This window comes from Phycicoccus sp. Soil802 (genome assembly GCF_001429605.1).
GTDB lineage: Bacteria > Actinomycetota > Actinomycetes > Actinomycetales > Dermatophilaceae > Pedococcus.
Genome location: NZ_LMSS01000007.1, coordinates 310,678 through 327,258, shown reverse-complemented (window position 1 = coordinate 327,258; position 16,581 = coordinate 310,678). Strand labels below are relative to the sequence as shown.

At 70.6% G+C, this 16,581-nt stretch carries 14 protein-coding genes; 7 read left to right on the top strand and 7 right to left on the bottom strand.

Annotated features, from left to right (window positions below; genetic code table 11):
* Nucleotides 1–3: 3 nt before the first annotated feature.
* The 3 genes from ASG91_RS18490 to ASG91_RS18480 all read right to left on the bottom strand — a co-directional run bounded on the left by ASG91_RS18490 (nucleotide 4) and on the right by ASG91_RS18480 (nucleotide 4,474).
* Nucleotides 4–1,254, bottom strand: coding sequence for an MFS transporter (locus ASG91_RS18490; RefSeq protein WP_235545774.1), 1,251 nt, complete (start codon nucleotides 1,252–1,254; stop codon nucleotides 4–6).
* Between the two features lie 511 nt (nucleotides 1,255–1,765).
* The gene (locus ASG91_RS18485) at nucleotides 1,766–2,998 is read right to left on the bottom strand and encodes an FAD-binding protein (protein WP_056924094.1); all 1,233 of its coding nucleotides are present in this window, start codon (nucleotides 2,996–2,998) and stop codon (nucleotides 1,766–1,768) included.
* Between the two features lie 243 nt (nucleotides 2,999–3,241).
* Nucleotides 3,242–4,474, bottom strand: coding sequence for an ROK family protein (locus ASG91_RS18480; RefSeq protein WP_235545772.1), 1,233 nt, complete (start codon nucleotides 4,472–4,474; stop codon nucleotides 3,242–3,244).
* Nucleotides 4,475–4,538: 64 nt separating this feature from the next.
* On the opposite strand from ASG91_RS18480, the gene xylA reads away from it, so the two are divergent.
* Together xylA and ASG91_RS18470 are read left to right on the top strand one after the other, a co-directional pair.
* A complete protein-coding gene (gene xylA / locus ASG91_RS18475; protein ID WP_056924092.1) occupies nucleotides 4,539–5,717 on the top strand; it encodes a xylose isomerase in 1,179 nt (392 codons plus the stop codon).
* A 12-nt stretch (nucleotides 5,718–5,729) separates the two neighbouring features.
* Nucleotides 5,730–6,596 (top strand): FGGY-family carbohydrate kinase, encoded by an 867-nt coding sequence (locus ASG91_RS18470; protein ID WP_082594308.1) that lies wholly within the window; start codon nucleotides 5,730–5,732, stop codon nucleotides 6,594–6,596.
* Nucleotides 6,597–6,616: 20 nt separating this feature from the next.
* On the opposite strand, the gene ASG91_RS18465 is transcribed toward ASG91_RS18470, so the two are convergent.
* A complete protein-coding gene (locus ASG91_RS18465) occupies nucleotides 6,617–7,618 on the bottom strand; it encodes an aldo/keto reductase (protein WP_056924091.1) in 1,002 nt (333 codons plus the stop codon).
* Between the two features lie 256 nt (nucleotides 7,619–7,874).
* On the opposite strand from ASG91_RS18465, the gene bioB reads away from it, so the two are divergent.
* From bioB to bioD, 4 genes are all read left to right on the top strand, one after another.
* On the top strand, nucleotides 7,875–8,891 hold the full coding sequence (bioB, locus tag ASG91_RS18460) for a biotin synthase BioB (RefSeq protein WP_056924090.1): 1,017 nt from the start codon (nucleotides 7,875–7,877) through the stop codon (nucleotides 8,889–8,891).
* A 215-nt stretch (nucleotides 8,892–9,106) separates the two neighbouring features.
* Entirely contained in the window at nucleotides 9,107–10,432 is a 1,326-nt protein-coding gene (locus tag ASG91_RS18455) for an adenosylmethionine--8-amino-7-oxononanoate transaminase (protein ID WP_371262062.1), read from the top strand.
* Between the two features lie 12 nt (nucleotides 10,433–10,444).
* Complete coding sequence (locus ASG91_RS18450; RefSeq protein ID WP_056924088.1) at nucleotides 10,445–11,569, top strand: 8-amino-7-oxononanoate synthase; 1,125 nt, start codon at nucleotides 10,445–10,447, stop codon at nucleotides 11,567–11,569.
* Nucleotides 11,562–12,320, top strand: a complete 759-nt coding sequence (gene bioD, locus ASG91_RS18445) for a dethiobiotin synthase (protein WP_371262061.1) — start codon at nucleotides 11,562–11,564, stop codon at nucleotides 12,318–12,320. Before ASG91_RS18450 ends, bioD begins: the two co-directional genes overlap by 8 nt.
* Nucleotides 12,321–12,448: 128 nt before the next feature.
* Here the strand turns inward: bioD and ASG91_RS18440 are convergent, their stop codons facing one another.
* Nucleotides 12,449–12,925 carry a MarR family winged helix-turn-helix transcriptional regulator gene (locus tag ASG91_RS18440; protein WP_056924087.1) on the bottom strand — a complete coding sequence of 159 codons (477 nt, stop codon included), beginning with the start codon at nucleotides 12,923–12,925 and terminating at the stop codon, nucleotides 12,449–12,451.
* A 102-nt stretch (nucleotides 12,926–13,027) separates the two neighbouring features.
* On the opposite strand from ASG91_RS18440, the gene ASG91_RS18435 reads away from it, so the two are divergent.
* Nucleotides 13,028–14,512, top strand: a complete 1,485-nt coding sequence (locus ASG91_RS18435) for an MFS transporter (RefSeq protein ID WP_082594306.1) — start codon at nucleotides 13,028–13,030, stop codon at nucleotides 14,510–14,512.
* Nucleotides 14,513–14,569: 57 nt separating this feature from the next.
* On the opposite strand, the gene ASG91_RS18430 is transcribed toward ASG91_RS18435, so the two are convergent.
* Nucleotides 14,570–15,511: an alpha/beta hydrolase gene (locus ASG91_RS18430; RefSeq protein ID WP_056924085.1), complete on the bottom strand. Its 942-nt coding sequence runs from the start codon at nucleotides 15,509–15,511 to the stop codon at nucleotides 14,570–14,572.
* Nucleotides 15,512–15,525: 14 nt separating this feature from the next.
* The gene (locus ASG91_RS18425; protein WP_056924269.1) at nucleotides 15,526–16,557 is read right to left on the bottom strand and encodes a PDR/VanB family oxidoreductase; all 1,032 of its coding nucleotides are present in this window, start codon (nucleotides 16,555–16,557) and stop codon (nucleotides 15,526–15,528) included.
* Between the last annotated feature and the right edge of the window lie 24 nt (nucleotides 16,558–16,581).

The following is a 16,581-nucleotide window of genomic DNA, read 5'->3' as shown; positions in this document are numbered from 1 at the left end:
GGGTCAACGAGCTTCCTGTCCTTGGGCGGCGGTTCGTCGGACGACCGTGACGGTGAGGAGCAGTGCCAGTGCGGCGGTGACGCTGAGCATCCACAGCCCGATGGCGTAGGAGTCGGTGCGGCCGTAGACGTAGCCCATGATCAGTGGCGGCACGAAACCACCCAGACCTCCGGCTGCGCCGACGAGTCCGGTCACGCCCCCGACCCGAGAAGGCTCAGTGACCTTGGCGATGAGGGCGAACGTGGCGCCGCTTCCGGAGCCGAGCGCGGCGGCCATCGCGAGGAACGCGAGGGTGCCGATGCCGTGCAGTGGTGGTGTGCCGGCGGAGATGGCGGCGCACACGACGACGACGCCGAACCCGGTGGCCAGCACAGGGATCGAACCCACCTTGTCGGCGAGCCAGCCGCCGACGGGGCGCAGGATGACCGCGATGAGCACGAAGCCGGCCATCCGGTTGGCCGCGCTGTCCGGGGTGAGGTGGTGGGCGGTCTTGAGGTATGCCGGGAGGTAGACCGAGAAGGCGACGTACCCACCGAAGGCCACCGCGTAGAGAAGGCACGCCTGCCAAGTGATCGGGAGCCGGGCGTTGGCCGAGATCCGCGAGGCCAGTGAGGTGGTGGGCACCACGCGGTCGGGTGCGTCCCGAAGGATCAGCCAGGCGGCGAGGGAGTAGCCGGCCAGCACCACCGCGGTGATGAGGAAGGGTGCCTTTGCGCCCAGGTGGTCGGTGAGCTTGACGGTGGTCAGCGCGCTGATCGCGGTACCGCCCATGCCGGCGCCGAAGATGCCGACCGCGAGACCGCGCTTCTCTGGCGGGAACCACGCGTTCACGAACGGGACGCCCACGGCGAAAGCGGTGCCGGCGATGCCGAGGAGGAAGCCGCCGAGGATGAGCAGGGCGTAGGAGTCGAGGGCGAAGAAGGCGATGAAGAGGGTCGGGATGATGGTCACGCCCGAGACGATCGGGAACATGACCCGTCCGCCGTACCGGTCGGTCAGCCCGCCCACGATGATGCGGCCGAGGGAGCCCACCACGACGGGGACAGCGACGAGGAGGGCGACGTCGGACTCGGTCAGGGTGCCGAGGGACCCGGTGGCCCGGAATAGTGGTCCGAGCGGGCTGATCAGCGCCCAGGCCCAGAAGTTCACCGCGAAGCCGAGGGTGGCCATCGCCAGCATCAGCCAGGGCGATCTGGTTGCCGCTCGGGGCTGTTGGTCCGAGGTCAACGGGGTGGTGGTCATCGGAGTGGTCACGGTCGTGCTCTGACGACGGAGCTGTCGACGACGGGCGTTGCGGCGGCCTGTTCGGCCATGGCTGGTCTCCTTATCGGCCCACCGGCGGTGGTGGGGCGGCGCGGAAACAAGCACAGTGGCTTCGGTGCATGCCTGCCAGTGCCAAACGTCCTGCCCATCGGAGATGCCCGGTCGGCTCTTCGAGCCTGTCGGGACGCTGGTCCCGGGCGGTGCCACACGATGTCTCCTCTGCCAAGCGGTGCAGCAGCTGAAGTCACCGGGTCCAGGGCGACGACGAGTTGGACCTGTCCCGACCAACATAGCCCTTGCCGAGCCGACTGGCGCCGACTCGTGCGGTGCCGGATCCACGCCTGAGCTCGGCTCGGACCCAACTGGTCAGTCCGGTCATGCTGGGTCCCGACGGACTGGCCCCACGACGTCATGCCGGGCGGCGTGCCGCACGCGCCGATCAGGGCTTCTGGTGATCCGGGGTGCTCGAACGGCGTCGCGCGGCGGCGTCGTAGCGTGGGCCTCAGCCCAGGACGCGCTCGAGGAATGCGTTGCCGAACTTGCCCCCAGGGTCGACCTTGGTCCGCAGCGCGACGAAGTCCGTGAGCCGGGGGTACGCGGCCAGCAGCTGGTCTCGCGAGGCCGTGAAGCACTTGCCCCAGTGCGGCCGGGCGTCGAGCGGAAGGAGCTCGGCCTCGATGGCGGGCAAGACGGCATACACGGCCTCCGGGTCGCGGACCCACGTGAAGTGGAGGCCGACGACATCCTCTTGGTAGGCACCGCTGAGCCAAAGCTCGTCCCGGGCGACGGTGCGGATCTCGCCCACCTGGAGGAGCGGCGCCATGCGGGGGCCGAGCCGCCGCATGGCGGCGAAGGCCGCCTGGGCGTGCCGGCGGGGTACGAAGTACTCGGTCTGCAGCTCCTCGCCCCGGCTGGGCGTGAAGGCCATCCGGAAGTGCGGGAGCCTTTCGTGCCAAGGACCCGTGACGCCACCTTGCTCGGTGACCGACTCGGTCGCTCCACCGCGGAGCATGTGGAGCGTGGCGGTCGCCGGCGCGGCACCGAGGAGGTCCCCTGGCGAGTCGGTGCCCCGGCTCTTCATCCAGACCTGCTGCACCGAGTCGGCAGTCCAGTCCGTGAAGAGGCTGACGCTGTACGCGCGGCCGGTGATGTCGTCGAAGCTCTGCTCGACCACCGGCCAGGGCAGGTCGGTGAAGACGTCCTGGCGCACGTCGAAGCTGGGCTCGATGTCGAGGGTCAGGGCGGTGACGATCCCCAGGGCCCCGAGCGCCACGACGCTGCCTGCGAAGTCGGCGTCACCACGCTGCAGCCGGTAGATCTCGCCTGAGGGCCCCACCGCCTCTACTGCACTCACAGCCGCCGCGAGGCTTCCGTTGCGGTCGCCGGACCCATGCGTGCCAGTGGCCACGGCGCCCGCGACCGAGATGTGCGGCAAGGACGCCATGTTCGCCATGGCCCAACCACGCTGCTGGAGCGACTCTGCCACGTGGCCATAGAGAACCCCACCGCCGACCGTGACGCTGCGGCCGGGCTCGAAAATGTCCACGTCGTCGGGCAGGTTCGCGAGCGACACGAGCACGCCGTCGGTGTCAGCGATGTCCGTGAAGGAGTGCCGCGAGCCCAGTGCCCGCACGCGCTCGTGCGAGGCCACGAGCTCCTGGAGCTCTGCCACGGATCCGGGCTCCTCGAGGCGAGCGGCCCGGTACACGTGGTTCCCGGCCCAGTTGGTCTGCATGTCGTGCGGCTCCTTCGCCGAAGGTGTGCCCGGGGGCGCGGACGTTGTCGATTCGAACTGCCGTGACGGCGAAGCCTGGTCTGCCAGCGACCCAGCGGCCCGCGTGGTTGTGCGGGCTCGATAGTTTGGTGCGTGGCAAAACTAAAGCCGTGGGGACGGTAACACCGCACTCAGGATCGCCACAAGAGGCCAGGAATCGTCCCGGCCGCCCGCCGCCCCATCCATCGGGCGAGGGCGGCCGGCTCAGTCGACCCACTTCGCGGGGTTCGCGAGGACGGCGGTCAGCTCGAGCTGGGCCGCCCCCGTCGCACCCGGTGCAGGGTCGCCGTCCGCCGGCTCGATGGTCAGGGCAACCCAGCGGGCGGACAGCACTCGCCGGCGCAGCTGCTGCTCGAGGTCCGGCCGGAGAAGCTCGGTGATCTGGCCCAGGTGACCGCCCAGGACGATGGCCGGGATGTCGAGGACGTTCACGACACCCGCCAGGGCGATGCCCAGGGCCCACGCGGCGCTCGCGACGGCGGTCTTCGCGCGGGAGTCGCCTGACCGCAACCGTTCCGCGAGCTCGGCGGGGGTCGCGTCAGGAGCGAGTCCGGCGGCGGCAACGAGCGCCTGCCGACCGGCATACTGCTCGAGGCACCCGGTGGACCCGCAGCGGCAGGGTGGGCCGTCGGGGTCCACGCAGACGTGTCCCACTTCCCCCGCCCAGCCGTGCCGGCCCGACATGACCTGCCCGTCGACGACCGCGGCGCCGCCGATGCCGATCTCGCCGGAGAGGTAGATGAAGTCCGCCAGCCGGCCAGGACGGCCCGGTGCGACCTGCGCCACCGTCCGGGCGGCCAGGTCCGCCTCGTTGCCGATCCGCAAAGGTGTGCCGCCCACGGCCTCGTCGTCCAGGAACGCGGCAGGCTCGAGATCGGACCAGCCCAGGTTGGGTGCGAGCAGCAGCCGGCCGGATCCCGAGGAGACGATCCCGGGCAGAGCAAGGCCGGCGCCCACCAGTCGGGCGCCCTGTGCCTGGCCGAGCACCTGTTTGCTCATGGCCCCCAGGCGGCCGAGCGTCGAGCGTGGATCGCAGCCGACGAGGTCGTCGTACTCGACGTGTTCGGCCACCACGCGACCGCGCAGGTCAACGAGCCGGGCGGCGAGGTAGCTGGCGTTGACCTGCAGGCCGAGCGCCACCAGCCCGCTGCTCGGGACGAGCGGGATGGCTGGTCGGCCCGGTCCGGTCACCGCGGGCGGCTCGAGCTCCGCCAGCACCCCTCCTGCGACGAGATCGTCGACCAGCCGCGAAACGGTCGAGCGAGTCATCGAGGTGCGGGCAGCCACGCCGGCGCGCGACAGCGGAGCTGGGGACGCGCACACCGTCCGGGCCACCAGGGAGAGGTTGCTCTCCCGCAGGGTGGACTGCCTCGCGCCCAGCGGCTCCACGGCTGGCGGATCCGGCCGCGCGGCGCTGGCAGCGGAGGGTGTCGGCACCCCTTGACCCTACCTTCCGGCTTCTATATGTTGTACGCGAAAACAAATTATCCGAGGAGTAGCCGTGGTACGTCAGCCCACCCTTGAGGACAAGTTCTCGTTCGGTCTCTGGACCGTCGGCTGGACGGGCACCGACCCGTTCGGCGGGCCCAGCCGGCCCGCCCTCGATCCGTGGGAGTACTCCGAGAAGCTTGCCGAGCTCGGCGCCTGGGGCGTGACCTTCCACGACAACGACGTGTTCCCGTTCGACGCCGACGACGCCACGAAGCAGCGCCTCCTCGGGCGGTTCAAGGAGGCCACCGACCAGGCCGGCCTGGTCATCGAGATGGTCACCACCAACACGTTCACGCACCCGGTCTTCAAGGACGGCGGCCTGACCGCGAACGACCGGTCGGTGCGCCGCTTCGGCCTGCGCAAGGTCCTGCGCGCCGTCGACCTGGCCGCGGAGGTGGGCGCCAGCACGTTCGTGATGTGGGGTGGCCGCGAAGGCAGCGAGTACGACGGCTCCAAGGACGTCTTCAGCGCCATGGAGCGCTACAAGGAAGGTCTGGACACCGTCGCGGGTCACATCAAGGCCCAGGGCTACGACCTCAAGATCGCCCTCGAGCCCAAGCCGAACGAGCCGCGGGGTGACATCTTCCTCCCGACCGCTGGCCACGCCCTCGCGCTGATCGCCGAGCTCGAGCACGGTGACATCGTCGGGCTCAACCCCGAGACCGGGCACGAGCAGATGGCCAACCTGAACTACACCCACGCCTTGGGTCAGGCGCTGTGGAGCGGCAAGCTCTTCCACATCGACCTCAACGGGCAGCGCGGCCTGAAGTACGACCAGGACCTCGTCTTCGGCCACGGTGACCTGATCTCCGCGTTCTTCACCGTCGACCTGATCGAGAACGGCTTTCCCGGCCACCCGGACGGCCCGCGCTACGACGGGCCGCGGCACTTCGACTACAAGCCGTCCCGCACGGAGGGCATGGAGGGCGTCTGGGAGTCGGCACGGGCCTGCATGTCCATGTACATCATGCTTGCGGACAAGGCCAAGGCGTACCGCGCCGACGCGCGGGTCCAGGAAGCGATGGAGTATGCCGGGGTGCTCGACCTTGCCCGGCCCACCTTGGAGCCGGGCGAGACCGTGGCCGACCTCCTGGCGACGGACGACGGCTTCGACCCGGAGAAGGCCGCGGAGCGCGACTACGGCTTCGTGAAGCTTCAGCAGCTCGCGCTCGAGCACCTGATCGGCTGACCGGACCGTCTGATGACCCTCGTCGCGGGTATCGACTCCTCCACCCAGTCCTGCAAGGTCGTCATCCGCGACGCGGAGACGGGCCGCCTCGTCCGAGACGGGGACCACACCGCCGGCCGAGGCCACCTGCAGCTGGGACCCGGCTGTGGCGACAACGCCGGCGCTGCTCTGGGCCTCGGACTACGGCCCGGCGAGACCTCCGTCTCCCTCGGGACCTCGGGCGTGGTGGCAGCGGTGTCGCACACCACCACCTCCGATCCCAGCGGGCTCGTGGCGGGCTTCGCCGACGCCACCGGGCAGTTCCTCCCACTCGCGTGCACCCTCAACGCCGCGCGGGTCCTCGACGCCACCGCTCGCCTCCTCGGTGTGGATCACGACGGGTTGACCGAGCTCGCCCTTGCCGCGGGTCCCGGCGCGGGCGGTCTCGTCCACGTGCCCTACCTCGAGGGCGAGCGCACGCCCAACCTGCCGCGAGCAACCGGCTCCCTGTGGGGCATGACGCTCGAGTCGATGAGCCGGGAGAACCTGGCTCGCGCGGCGGTCGAGGGTCTGCTCTGCCTCATGGCCGATGGCATGGAGGCGGTGCGCCGCCAAGGCGTGCCCATCGAGAGGGTCACGCTCGTCGGTGGGGGAGCTCGGTCCCGGGCCGTGCGCGAGATCGCGCCTGCGATCCTCGGTGTGCCGGTCGAAGTGCCGTCGCCCGGGGAGTACGTCGCGGACGGGGCAGCGCGCCAGGCCGCTTGGGTCCTCTCCGGCGCGGCAGAACCGCCGAAGTGGCAGCCCGGGCAGGTCGCGACCTTCGAGGCCGAGGCCACGCCCACGGTCCTCGAGCGCTACCGCGAGGCGGCGCGAGAGGTCGCAGGGTCCCAGCTGCGGTGATGCGCGTCGGGCCCCGGAGCTCACCAGCGGGAGTGGACGGCCTCCCGGAAGCGGGAGTCGTAGATCGCCATGACCTCTTTGGTGAAGGAAGGCCCGAGCGCTGGCACGGAGGCTGCCGCCGCGTTGGCCCGGGCTTGCTGCACGGTGCGCGCGCCCGGGATGACGGTGGACACCTCGGGTTGTTGGCAGAGCCACGCGATGGCCGCCTGAGCGCTGGTCGTGCCGGCTGGCGCTTCCTGACGGACCAGTTCCGCGAAGGTCCTCGAAGCCTCCACCCCCGTGGTGAAGTCGACTCCGGAGAAGGTCTCGCCGACATCGAAGGCGCTGCCGTCCCGGTTGTAGGTCCGGTGGTCGTCCGCCGCGAAGGTGGTCTGCTCGTCGTACTTCCCGGAAAGCAGGCCGGAGGCGAGCGGGACCCTCAGGATCACGCCGACACCCGCTCGGGCAGCGGCAGGCAGGACCTGCTCGATCGGCTTGACTCGGAAGGCGTTCGCAATGATCTGCACCGTTGCAACCCGCGGTCGACTGATAGCGGTCAGCGCCTCGTCGACCCGCTCGACGCTCACGCCGTAATGGGCCAGGACCCCGTCGTCAACGAGGGTGTCCAAGGCGTCGAAGACGGCGTCCTGGGAGTAGACATCGCTTGGCGGACAGTGCAGCTGGACGAGATCGAGCTGGTCCACGCCAAGGTTGCGCCGCGATCGGTCGGCCCACAGGCGGAAGTTCTTCAGGGTGTAGTTCGCCGGCACCTGCTCGGCTCGACGTCCCATCTTGGTCGCCACGGTGATGGTGCGATCCGGGTCGGACTCGCGTAGGAAGCGGCCGATCAGCTGCTCACTGCGCCCGTCGCCATAGACGTCGGCCGTGTCGAAGAACGTCACCCCTTCAGCGGCCGCGGCCTCGAGGATCCCCAAGGCCTGGCCGTCACCGACGTCGTCGCCCCAGTCGCCGCCGAGCTGCCAGGTCCCCAGCCCGACCACCGAAACGTGCCTGCCAGTACGCCCTAGTACCCGTTGCTCCATCGACGCTCGCCCCTTTCAGGCCGTGGTCTGTCCGCTCGAGAGCCTGTTCCTCGCCTGACTCAGGCGTGGGCCTGCGTCGCTGGTATCCGAGCTGAACCAGGTAACGACTGGACCACATCGCGACTGGACCACATCGCGAGAAGGCTACCGCCCGACACGGAGCGGGGAGCCGGCGATTCGGGCGCCGCCGGCCGCCTGGACGTTCGGGGTTTGAGATCGGTCCGCAACCCACCCACGGCTGCGCCACACTCGCTCCATGACCGCCGAGGCAACCGTCAGCGCAGACATCCTCTCGATCGCCCGTGAGCAGGTGCTTGGGCGGGGTGAGCCGTTGGGCTACGACCAGATCCTCGCCGTGCTGCAGACCTCCGACGACCAGCTCGAGGAGCTGCTCGCCCTGGCCCACGAGGTGCGGCTGCAGTTCAACGGGCCCGAGGTCGAGGTCGAGGGCATCGTCTCGATCAAGACCGGCGGTTGCCCCGAGGACTGCCACTTCTGCAGCCAGTCGGGCCAGTTCAGCTCCCCGGTGCGCTCGGTCTGGCTGGACATCCCCGAGCTGGTCCGCGCGGCCAGGCAGACGCGTGAGACCGGGGCCAGCGAGTTCTGCATCGTCGCTGCGGTGCGGGGTCCCGACGCCCGCCTGATGACCCAGATGCGCGAGGGTGTGGCGGCCATCAAGGCGGAGGTCGACATCCAGGTGGCGGCCTCCTTGGGCATGCTCAGCCAGGAGCAGGTCGACGACCTGGTCGACATGGGCGTGCACCGTTACAACCACAACCTCGAGGCGGGGCGGTCGTTCTTCCCGCAGGTGGTGACGACGCACTCGTTCGAGGAGCGCTGGGACACCTGCCTCATGGTCAAGGAGTCCGGCATGGAGCTCTGCTGCGGCGGGCTCGTCGGCATGGGTGAGACGCTCGAGCAGCGCGCCGAGCTGGCCGCACAGCTGGGTGAGCTGGCCCCCCACGAGGTGCCGCTGAACTTCCTCAACCCGCGCCCGGGGACGCCGTTCGGTGACCTGCCGGTGATGGACTCGCGGGACGCCCTGCGCACGATCGCGGCGTTCCGGCTCGCGCTCCCGCGGACGATCCTGCGGTACGCCGGTGGGCGCGAGCTCACCCTGGGCGACCTCGGCACCCGCGAGGGGCTGCTCGGCGGGATCAACGCCGTGATCGTCGGCAACTACCTGACCACCCTGGGCCGCGACCCGAAGGAAGACCTCGGCCTGCTCTCCGAGCTGGAGATGCCGATCAAGGCGTTGAGCGAGACGTTCTGAGAGCGTGACGGGTATGCCGAGTGAGGGCCCGTGGTGCGGACGCTGCGGACGGGCGCGGGAGGGCGCCGACCATGCCGCGTGCGACCGGGCGCTCACCCTTGAGCCGCCGCGGTTCTGCGAGCGGTGCCGTCGCCGGATGAAGGTGCAGGTGCTCCCACGCGGCTGGTCCGCGCAGTGCGCCGTCCACGGAGAGACCCGCAGCGATGGTTGACGGCGTGGCTGGCTTCGACCGCTTGATGGCCTTCGACCGCGACCACGTCTGGCACCCCTACTCGTCGGCTGGCTCGGCTGCCGCGTCCTACCTCGTGGAGTCCGCCGCGGGCGTCCGCCTGTCCTTGCGTATGCCGGGTGGCTCGGCTGTGGAGGCCATCGACGCCATGTCGTCGTGGTGGTGTGCCATCCACGGCTACGCCGTGCCAGAGCTCGACGACGCGGTGCGGGCCCAGCTCTCGCGGATGAGCCACGTGATGTTCGGCGGCCTGACCCATGAGCCCGCCATCGCCTTGGCCGAGCGGCTCGTGGCGCTGACCCCAGCGGCTCTGCAGCGGGTGTTCTTCGCCGACTCGGGCTCGGTGTCCGTGGAGGTGGCGATGAAGATGGCGCTGCAGTTCCAGGTCGGCGTCGGGGGCGGAGCCGGCGCCCGGCGCACCCGGTTCTTCACGATCCGCGGTGGCTACCACGGCGACACCTTCTCGCCCATGTCGGTGACCGACCCGGTCGGGGGAATGCACACGCTCTTCACCGGCATCCTGCCCGAGCACGTCTTCGCGCCCATCCCCCCGGCGGGCATCGACGTCGCGGCGGACGACCCGGCCCTGCTGGCGTGGGAGCGCCAGACCCGTGAGCTCTTCGCGGCGCACGCGCACGAGGTCGCCGCGGTCATCCTGGAACCACTGCTCCAGGGCGCAGGAGGGATGCGGTTCCACAGCCCGCGCGTGGTGCAGGTCCTGGCCGAGCTGGCCCGCGAACACGGTGCTCTCGTGATCTTCGACGAGATCGCCACCGGGTTCGGCCGCACCGGGACCCTGTTCGCGATGGAGCGCGCCGGGGTCGTGCCCGACATCGTGTGCGTCGGCAAGGCACTCACGGGCGGCTACGTCACGCTGGCGGCGGTCCTGTGCACCGACGAGGTGGCCATCGGTGTGAGCACCGAGCGGGCCGGGGGAGCGTTGATGCACGGGCCCACCTTCATGGCCAACCCGTTGGCCTGTGCAGTGGCCTTGGCGAGTCTCGACCTGGTGCAGGACAACGACTTCAGTGCCCAGGTGCGGGGTCTGGAGGCTGGTCTGACCACCGGCCTGAAGCCCGCCGCCGACCTCCCTGCCGTGGCTGATGTCCGTGTCCTCGGGGGAGTCGGCGTGATCCAGCTGCGGGAGCCGGCGCGGGTTGCCGAGCTCACGGCTGCAGCGCTGGCGCGTGGCGTCTGGATCCGGCCGTTCCGCGACCTCGTCTACGCGATGCCGCCCTACGTCACGTCCGCCGAGGACCTGGCCACCGTCTGCGACGCCATGGTGCAGTCCGTCGCCACGGTGCACGGCTGAGAGGATGCCCGCGTGAGTGCGTTCCTGGACTGGCTGGCCGACCGCGCCGACGAGCGTGACCGCCGCGGGCTGCGCCGCGAGGTCAGGCCGTTCAAGACCGGTGAGCTGGTCGACCTGGCGGGCAACGACTACCTGGGCCTGCGCCGGCACCCGGCCGTCGTCGCGGGCGCCGTCGCCGCGGCGGAAACGTACGGCGGCGGAGCGGGGGCGTCCCGGCTGGTGACCGGCACGCTGGAGATCCACGAGGAGCTGGAGCGCGCGCTGTGCCGCCTCACCGGGGCGCCAGCGGGGCTGGTGCTGTCGACGGGCTACCACGCGAACCTCGCCGTCCTGACCTCCCTGGCCGACCCGGAGACCCTGATCGTCTCCGACGCCCACGCCCATGCCTCCCTCATCGACGGGGCCCGCCTCAGCCGAGGAACGGTCGCCGTCAGCCGCCACAACGACCTCGACCACGTCCGCGAGCTGCTCACCACCCGCATCCAGCCGCGAGCCATCGTCGTGGTGGAGTCGGTCTACTCGGTGCTCGGCGACGCCGCTCCGCTGGGGCCGCTGGCTGGCCTTGCCGAGGAGCTCGGTGCCGTGCTGGTCGTGGACGACGCCCACGGACTCGGGGTCGTGGGGGAGCGTGGTGAGGGCGGCGCCGCGCAGGCCGGTGTCATCGCCCGCGAGCACGTCGTCGTCACCGTCACGCTCTCGAAATCGCTTGCGGCCCAAGGGGGAGCGGTGCTCGCGCACGAGGCGGTGCGGGACCACCTCGTCAACACGGCGCGTCCGTTCATCTACGACACTGGACTGGCGCCGGCTGCCGCGGGGGCGGCGCTGGGTGCCCTCGACGTCCTGGCCGGCGACGTTCACCTGCCGGCCGCTGCGCGGGCCAACTCGGCACGACTGGCCGAGGCCTGCGGCGTGGACGCCCCGGCCGGGGCGGTCCTCTCGGTCACGATGCCCGGACCCGCGGAGGCCCTCGCGGCGGTCGCCCAAGCGAAGCAGCGCGGCATACACATCGGTTGTTTCCGGCCGCCATCCACGCCGGACGGCAGCTCGCGGCTGCGGCTGACGGCCCATGCGGATCACGGGCCCGACGTGCTCGACCACGCGGTCGAGGTCTTGCGGGGACTGGTCGCGCGTGGCTGACCCGACGGAGCCCGACCCCGACATGGCTGACCCCGACACCTCCGACCCGATCTCCCTGCCCAAGGTCGTCGTCGTCACCGGCACCAGCACCGACGTGGGGAAGACCGTCGTGACGGCCGCCCTCGCCGTGATGCTGCGCCGACGCGGGGCCGCGGTGGCCGTGGTGAAGCCAGTGCAGACGGGGGTGACCGAAGGCGAGGACGGGGACATCCAGACCGTCCAGACGCTGCTCGGCGACGACCCGGGCGTCACCTTCCACGAGTTCGTCCGGCTCCGGGCACCACTGGCGCCGGACGCGGCGGCACGGCTCGAGGAGCTGACCCTGCCTCCCGTCGCCGAGCACGCGCGGGCGATTGCGGCCATCGCGACCGACGTCGACGTCGTGCTGGTCGAGGGGGCCGGTGGGCTGCTGGTACGGCTCGACAGCCGCGGCGGCACGTTGGCCGACATCGGAACAGCGTTGCGGTACAAGGGGATGAGCACCGGGTTCATCCTGGTGGCCAGTCCCAGCCTCGGGACCCTCAACCACACCGCCCTCACCGCCGAGGCACTGGCCTCCCGGGGGCTCCCACTGCTGGGGGTCGTGGTCGGCTCGTACCCGACGCAGCCCGGTTTGGCTGAGCAGTCGAACCTGCTCGACCTCCCACGGGTCGCCAACGCACCCCTGCTCGGGACCCTGCCCAGCGGCGCCGGAGCCCTCTCTGCCAGAGAGTTCGGCTCTCGGGCAGGCAGCTGGCTGTCGAAGACTTGATCTGTTCTCCTGTGCGTGGGCGAGTCGCTCGTCGTCTCCCGCCAACGCCTCCGGGTAGCGCGTTGCCCCGCGCGTTGCCCGCGCTCGATTGCGGGGTGGTGGTAGTCGCGGTGTCTCGCCCAGGAGGATCAGCCTCGCCGGTACGAAGTCATTCCGTCTCGGACTCGGGTCAGGAGCTCGATGGCTGCGTCGAGCTGGCGGGTGTCGTTGCCGGCGGCCGAGGCTACTGCGGCGGCCCACTCGTTGCGGGCCAGCTCGTAGTGCCCGCGCCCGCGTTCGCTCAGCTGCACGGTGACCACGCGCCGGTCCTCGGTGTTCGTGCTGCGTTCGATGAGGCCCTTCTGCTCGAGGCCGCGTAGCACCGTGGAGACGTTCGTGCGTTGCAGTCCGACGGCAGCGGCGATGCTGGTGGGGGTCGCGGCGTCGCCCCCTTGGAGGTGGCGCATCACCATGCCCTCGGACGGCGAGAGGTGCAGGACGCGCTCGTCGAGGTAGGGCCGGATCTGGATCTCCCGGGCGACGACCAGTGCGAGGTCGCCGAGCTCGGCCCAGCGTTGGTCGGCTCGACGTGCCCCACGGGGGCGTCGTCCACCTCTGGCAACCATTCCGACACCCTAACTGCTCCGCTTGACATACGTATGAGAAAAGCGTAGTTATGAATCTATATTGATTATGAAAGCATTAACACTCTACGAAGTGGGCGTGTCATGACCGAAGTCGTTGTCCAAGCCGGCGTCGCAGGAACCCGCCGAGGCTCGCCGCGCGAGGTGGCCCGGGCCGGAGGCCTCCACCCCTTGGGCGTGTTCATCCTCCTGGCTGGTGCCTTCCTGCCGATCGCGGACTTCTTCATCGTCAACGTGGCGCTGCCCAGCATCGGCAGGTCGCTGCGTGCGACCCCCGGTGCACTCGAACTGGTGGTCGCTGCCTACGGTTTGGCCTACGCAGCCTTGCTGGTCCTTGGCGGGCGGCTTGGCGACCGCATGGGGCGGCATCGCCTCTTCCAGATCGGCGCTGCCGGATTCGTGCTCGCGTCGGCCGCCTGCGGCCTCGCCCCGAACACCTGGGTCCTGGTCGCGGCGCGGCTGGTCCAGGGCGCGACCGCGGCTGCGCTGGTCCCGCAGGTCCTGGCGACGTTCCATGCGGTGCTGGAGGGTGAACGCAAGACTCGCGCGCTGGCGCTCTACGGGGCGACGTCCGGCATCGCCGCCGTCGTCGGACAGCTCGCCGGCGGGCTGCTGGTGACCGCGGACATCGCCGGGTCCTCCTGGCGACCGATCTTCCTGATCAACGTGCCACTCGGCGTCGCCGTGTACTACATCGCCGGACACGTCGTCCCAGCCACCCGGTCGCCGCACCCAAGCCACGTCGACCTGCCGGGCACTCTGCTGTTCGGCGGGACCCTCGTCGCGCTGTTGCTGCCGCTGAGCCTGGGTCACACGCTCGGCTGGCCGACCTGGACCTGGGCGCTGCTCGGGTTGGCCGTCGTGCTGGGCGCCCTCACAGTCAGAGTCGAACGGCGCAGCGAGCGCGCGGGACTCACTCCGCTGCTGCCGCCATCCGTGCTCAGGTTGCCGTCCATGGCGCGCGGCCTGGCGATGGTCCTGCCATTCAGCGTGGGCTTCGGTTCCTTCATGTTCGTCTTCGCACTCACCGTGCAGAACGGGCTGCACGCGGACGCACTGGTCGGCGGGCTGTCGATCCTGCCGATGGCCGCGATGTTCCTCCTCGGCTCCCTCGTCAGCGCGAAGATCATCAACCGGTACGGCCGCGCCGCCATCGCCGCCGGCGCCGCAACCCAGGCCCTCGGTCTGGCCCTCATCGCCACAGTCATGGTCGAAACCTGGCCGCACGTCGCCCTCGTCGCGCTCGCCGGGCCACTGGCGTTGATCGGCGCCGGCCAGTCTCTGCTGTTCGCCGGTCTGTTCCGCGTCGTGATCACCGACGTCCCGGCGCACCACGCCGGCATCGGAGGCGGCGTCCTGATCACGCTCCAGCAGTCCGGCCTCGCGTTGGGCGTGGCCACCCTCGGCACCATCTACCTCGCCCTCGAGCCGCACAGCATCCCGACCGCCTTCGCGACCACGGTCGGCATCCAGTTCCTGATCGCCCTGCTGCTCACGGTGGGTGCCCGGTTCCTGCCCAGGTTCACGAGTGGCACACGCAGCAATGAGCCGGTCGTCTTCGATGCCTGACCGATCGCCACACGCGCCAAGGAGGCGGCGATGGGCCGATTTCGGCGGAGCGGAAGCTCAGGGGGCCTTGGCCTCCTCAGGGGTGGTGGCCCGGTGGACGTGACGGGCGATCAGGGAGTAGGCAGCACGTGCCTTGGCGTCGTCCTCGCCGTCGTACCCGTGGTCGGCGTCTGACACGTCGTGGTGCTCGACCAGGGCGCCGGCTCGTCGGAGTCGGTCGGCGTACCGCGCCCCTTCTGCCTTGAGCAGGTCGAAGGCCGCCGTGATGACGAGGGCAGGGGCGATTCCGGTCAGGTCCTCGTCGTCCGCCGGGTTGGCCGGTGAGACGAGGCGGTCGAAGCGGGCCTGCCGGTCGGGGACGTAGGAGCTGTCGAAGATCTCGGCCATCCACGGGCGGAGGAACGGCTTGGGGATGGAGGCGCGCTTGTCCTTGGCACTGGTTGCGAGGTCGAGCGGTGGGTAGTGAAGCACCTGGAGTGCGAGGGCAGGGCCGCCCTCCTCGAGGGCCTGGCGCGCGACTGCCGCCGCGAGCCCGCCCCCGGCGCTCTGGCCGCCCACGGTGAGACGGGTGCCGTCCCAGCCGTGCTGGGCACCGTGTGAGGCGGCCCACCGGACCACCTCGAACGCCTGTCGGGGCGCCGCCGGGAACGGGTGCTGGGGAGCGAGGACGTAGTCCACGTTGATGACGGCGACACCCGCATCGGCGGCGAGGAACCGGCACAAGGGGTCATCCCCGTCGAGGAGCGGCATGACGTAGCCGCCCCCGTGGAAGTTGACGTGCACGGGAGGCGGGTTGCCGTCCGTCTTCGCAGGCAGGTACACGACAGCCCTGGCGGGTGCGATCGAGGTCGGGATCGACAGCTCGAAGGCGTCGCGTGGGACGTCCGGGAAGCGCGCGAGGGGGGAGCGGCGCTTGCTCCGGCCTTGGCCGGCAACGACGAGGCGCTGCATGGCCTTGGCGGCCAGCGAGGCCACCATCGGCTGCGAGAGGGCAGACATGAGACTCCGTTCGGTCAGGGAAGGCTGGGGGTTCGTGCAGCCGCGCCGGGCAGCACGAGCGAGACGGCAGGCCTGTCGCGTGCGCTGGCGGCGACGATCCTGGAGACGCAGGTGCACAAGGACCGGTCGCCGCTCTTCTGGGCGCTGCTGAGAAAGACGTCGCGATGGTCCACCCTGCCGTCGACCTGGTCGATGTCGATACAGCAGAGTCCGCACTCTCCCTTGCGGCAGTCGTACATGAGGTCAGCGCCGGCGCGCGTCAGGGCCTCCAGCATCGTCTCGTCCGCCCCCACGGTCGTCTCGAGCTGCAGCTGGGGGATCCGGACGGTGAACTCCTCGGGCCGGAACCAGCCGCTGCTGCCGAAGGTCTCGTAGCGCAGGTTCGAGGCAGGCAGCTGCGCACCCTCCCACTCACGACGAACGGCATCCATCAACCGGATCGGGCCGCACATGTAGAGCTCCGTCTCCGCACCGAGCGGATCGTGCGCAACGCCAGCAACGAGGGCGGCCACGTCCAGGGCGGACCCCTCGTCGTCGATCGCCGCCACGAGCCGCTTGCCGTGAAGCGCGGTGAGCTCTCGCAGGTAGGCCATCCGGCCGCGGCTGCGTCCGACGTAGACGAGTGTGTAGTCGGCTCCCAGCGAGTGCAGCACCCGTCCCATCTCGACCAGCGCGGTGATCCCGATCCCGCCGGCCAGGAGCACGTACCGGCGCGCGCCGACCCGCAGCGGGAAGTTCTGCAGCGGCTGGGTGACCTCGACCTCGTCGCCGACAGCGAGCTCGTGCATGAAGGTCGAGCCACCCCGTGACGGTACGCAGCGCAGCACGCTGATGGTGAGCCGGCCGCCGCTGGGGTCGGACTCGACCACCGAGTACGAGCGGGTGTCGGTCACATCCCCGATCCGCACGCGGACATCGAGGTGGCTGCCCGGGGCAGCGCGCCCGCGTGCCGGTCGCTCGATGGTGATCCGCCGGGTCTCCTGTGTCACAGGGTCGCTGGCGACGACCCGTCCCCGCCGCCAGTCGGGCTGGGTGCCGGTGCTCATCGCGCCTGCACCGAGGAGGCGGCC

What these genes read in the sequence shown, in the direction of transcription:
- bioB (WP_056924090.1), top strand. Translation starts at nt 7,875, where the DNA reads ATGACCGCCGAGGCAACCGTCAGCGCAGACATCCTCTCGATCGCCCGT.
- ASG91_RS18485 (WP_056924094.1), bottom strand. Translation starts at nt 2,998, where the DNA reads ATGCAGACCAACTGGGCCGGGAACCACGTGTACCGGGCCGCTCGCCTC.
- ASG91_RS18440 (WP_056924087.1), bottom strand. Translation starts at nt 12,925, where the DNA reads ATGGTTGCCAGAGGTGGACGACGCCCCCGTGGGGCACGTCGAGCCGAC.
- ASG91_RS18465 (WP_056924091.1), bottom strand. Translation starts at nt 7,618, where the DNA reads ATGGAGCAACGGGTACTAGGGCGTACTGGCAGGCACGTTTCGGTGGTC.
- ASG91_RS18435 (WP_082594306.1), top strand. Translation starts at nt 13,028, where the DNA reads ATGACCGAAGTCGTTGTCCAAGCCGGCGTCGCAGGAACCCGCCGAGGC.
- ASG91_RS18470 (WP_082594308.1), top strand. Translation starts at nt 5,730, where the DNA reads ATGACCCTCGTCGCGGGTATCGACTCCTCCACCCAGTCCTGCAAGGTC.
- ASG91_RS18430 (WP_056924085.1), bottom strand. Translation starts at nt 15,511, where the DNA reads ATGTCTGCCCTCTCGCAGCCGATGGTGGCCTCGCTGGCCGCCAAGGCC.
- ASG91_RS18425 (WP_056924269.1), bottom strand. Translation starts at nt 16,557, where the DNA reads ATGAGCACCGGCACCCAGCCCGACTGGCGGCGGGGACGGGTCGTCGCC.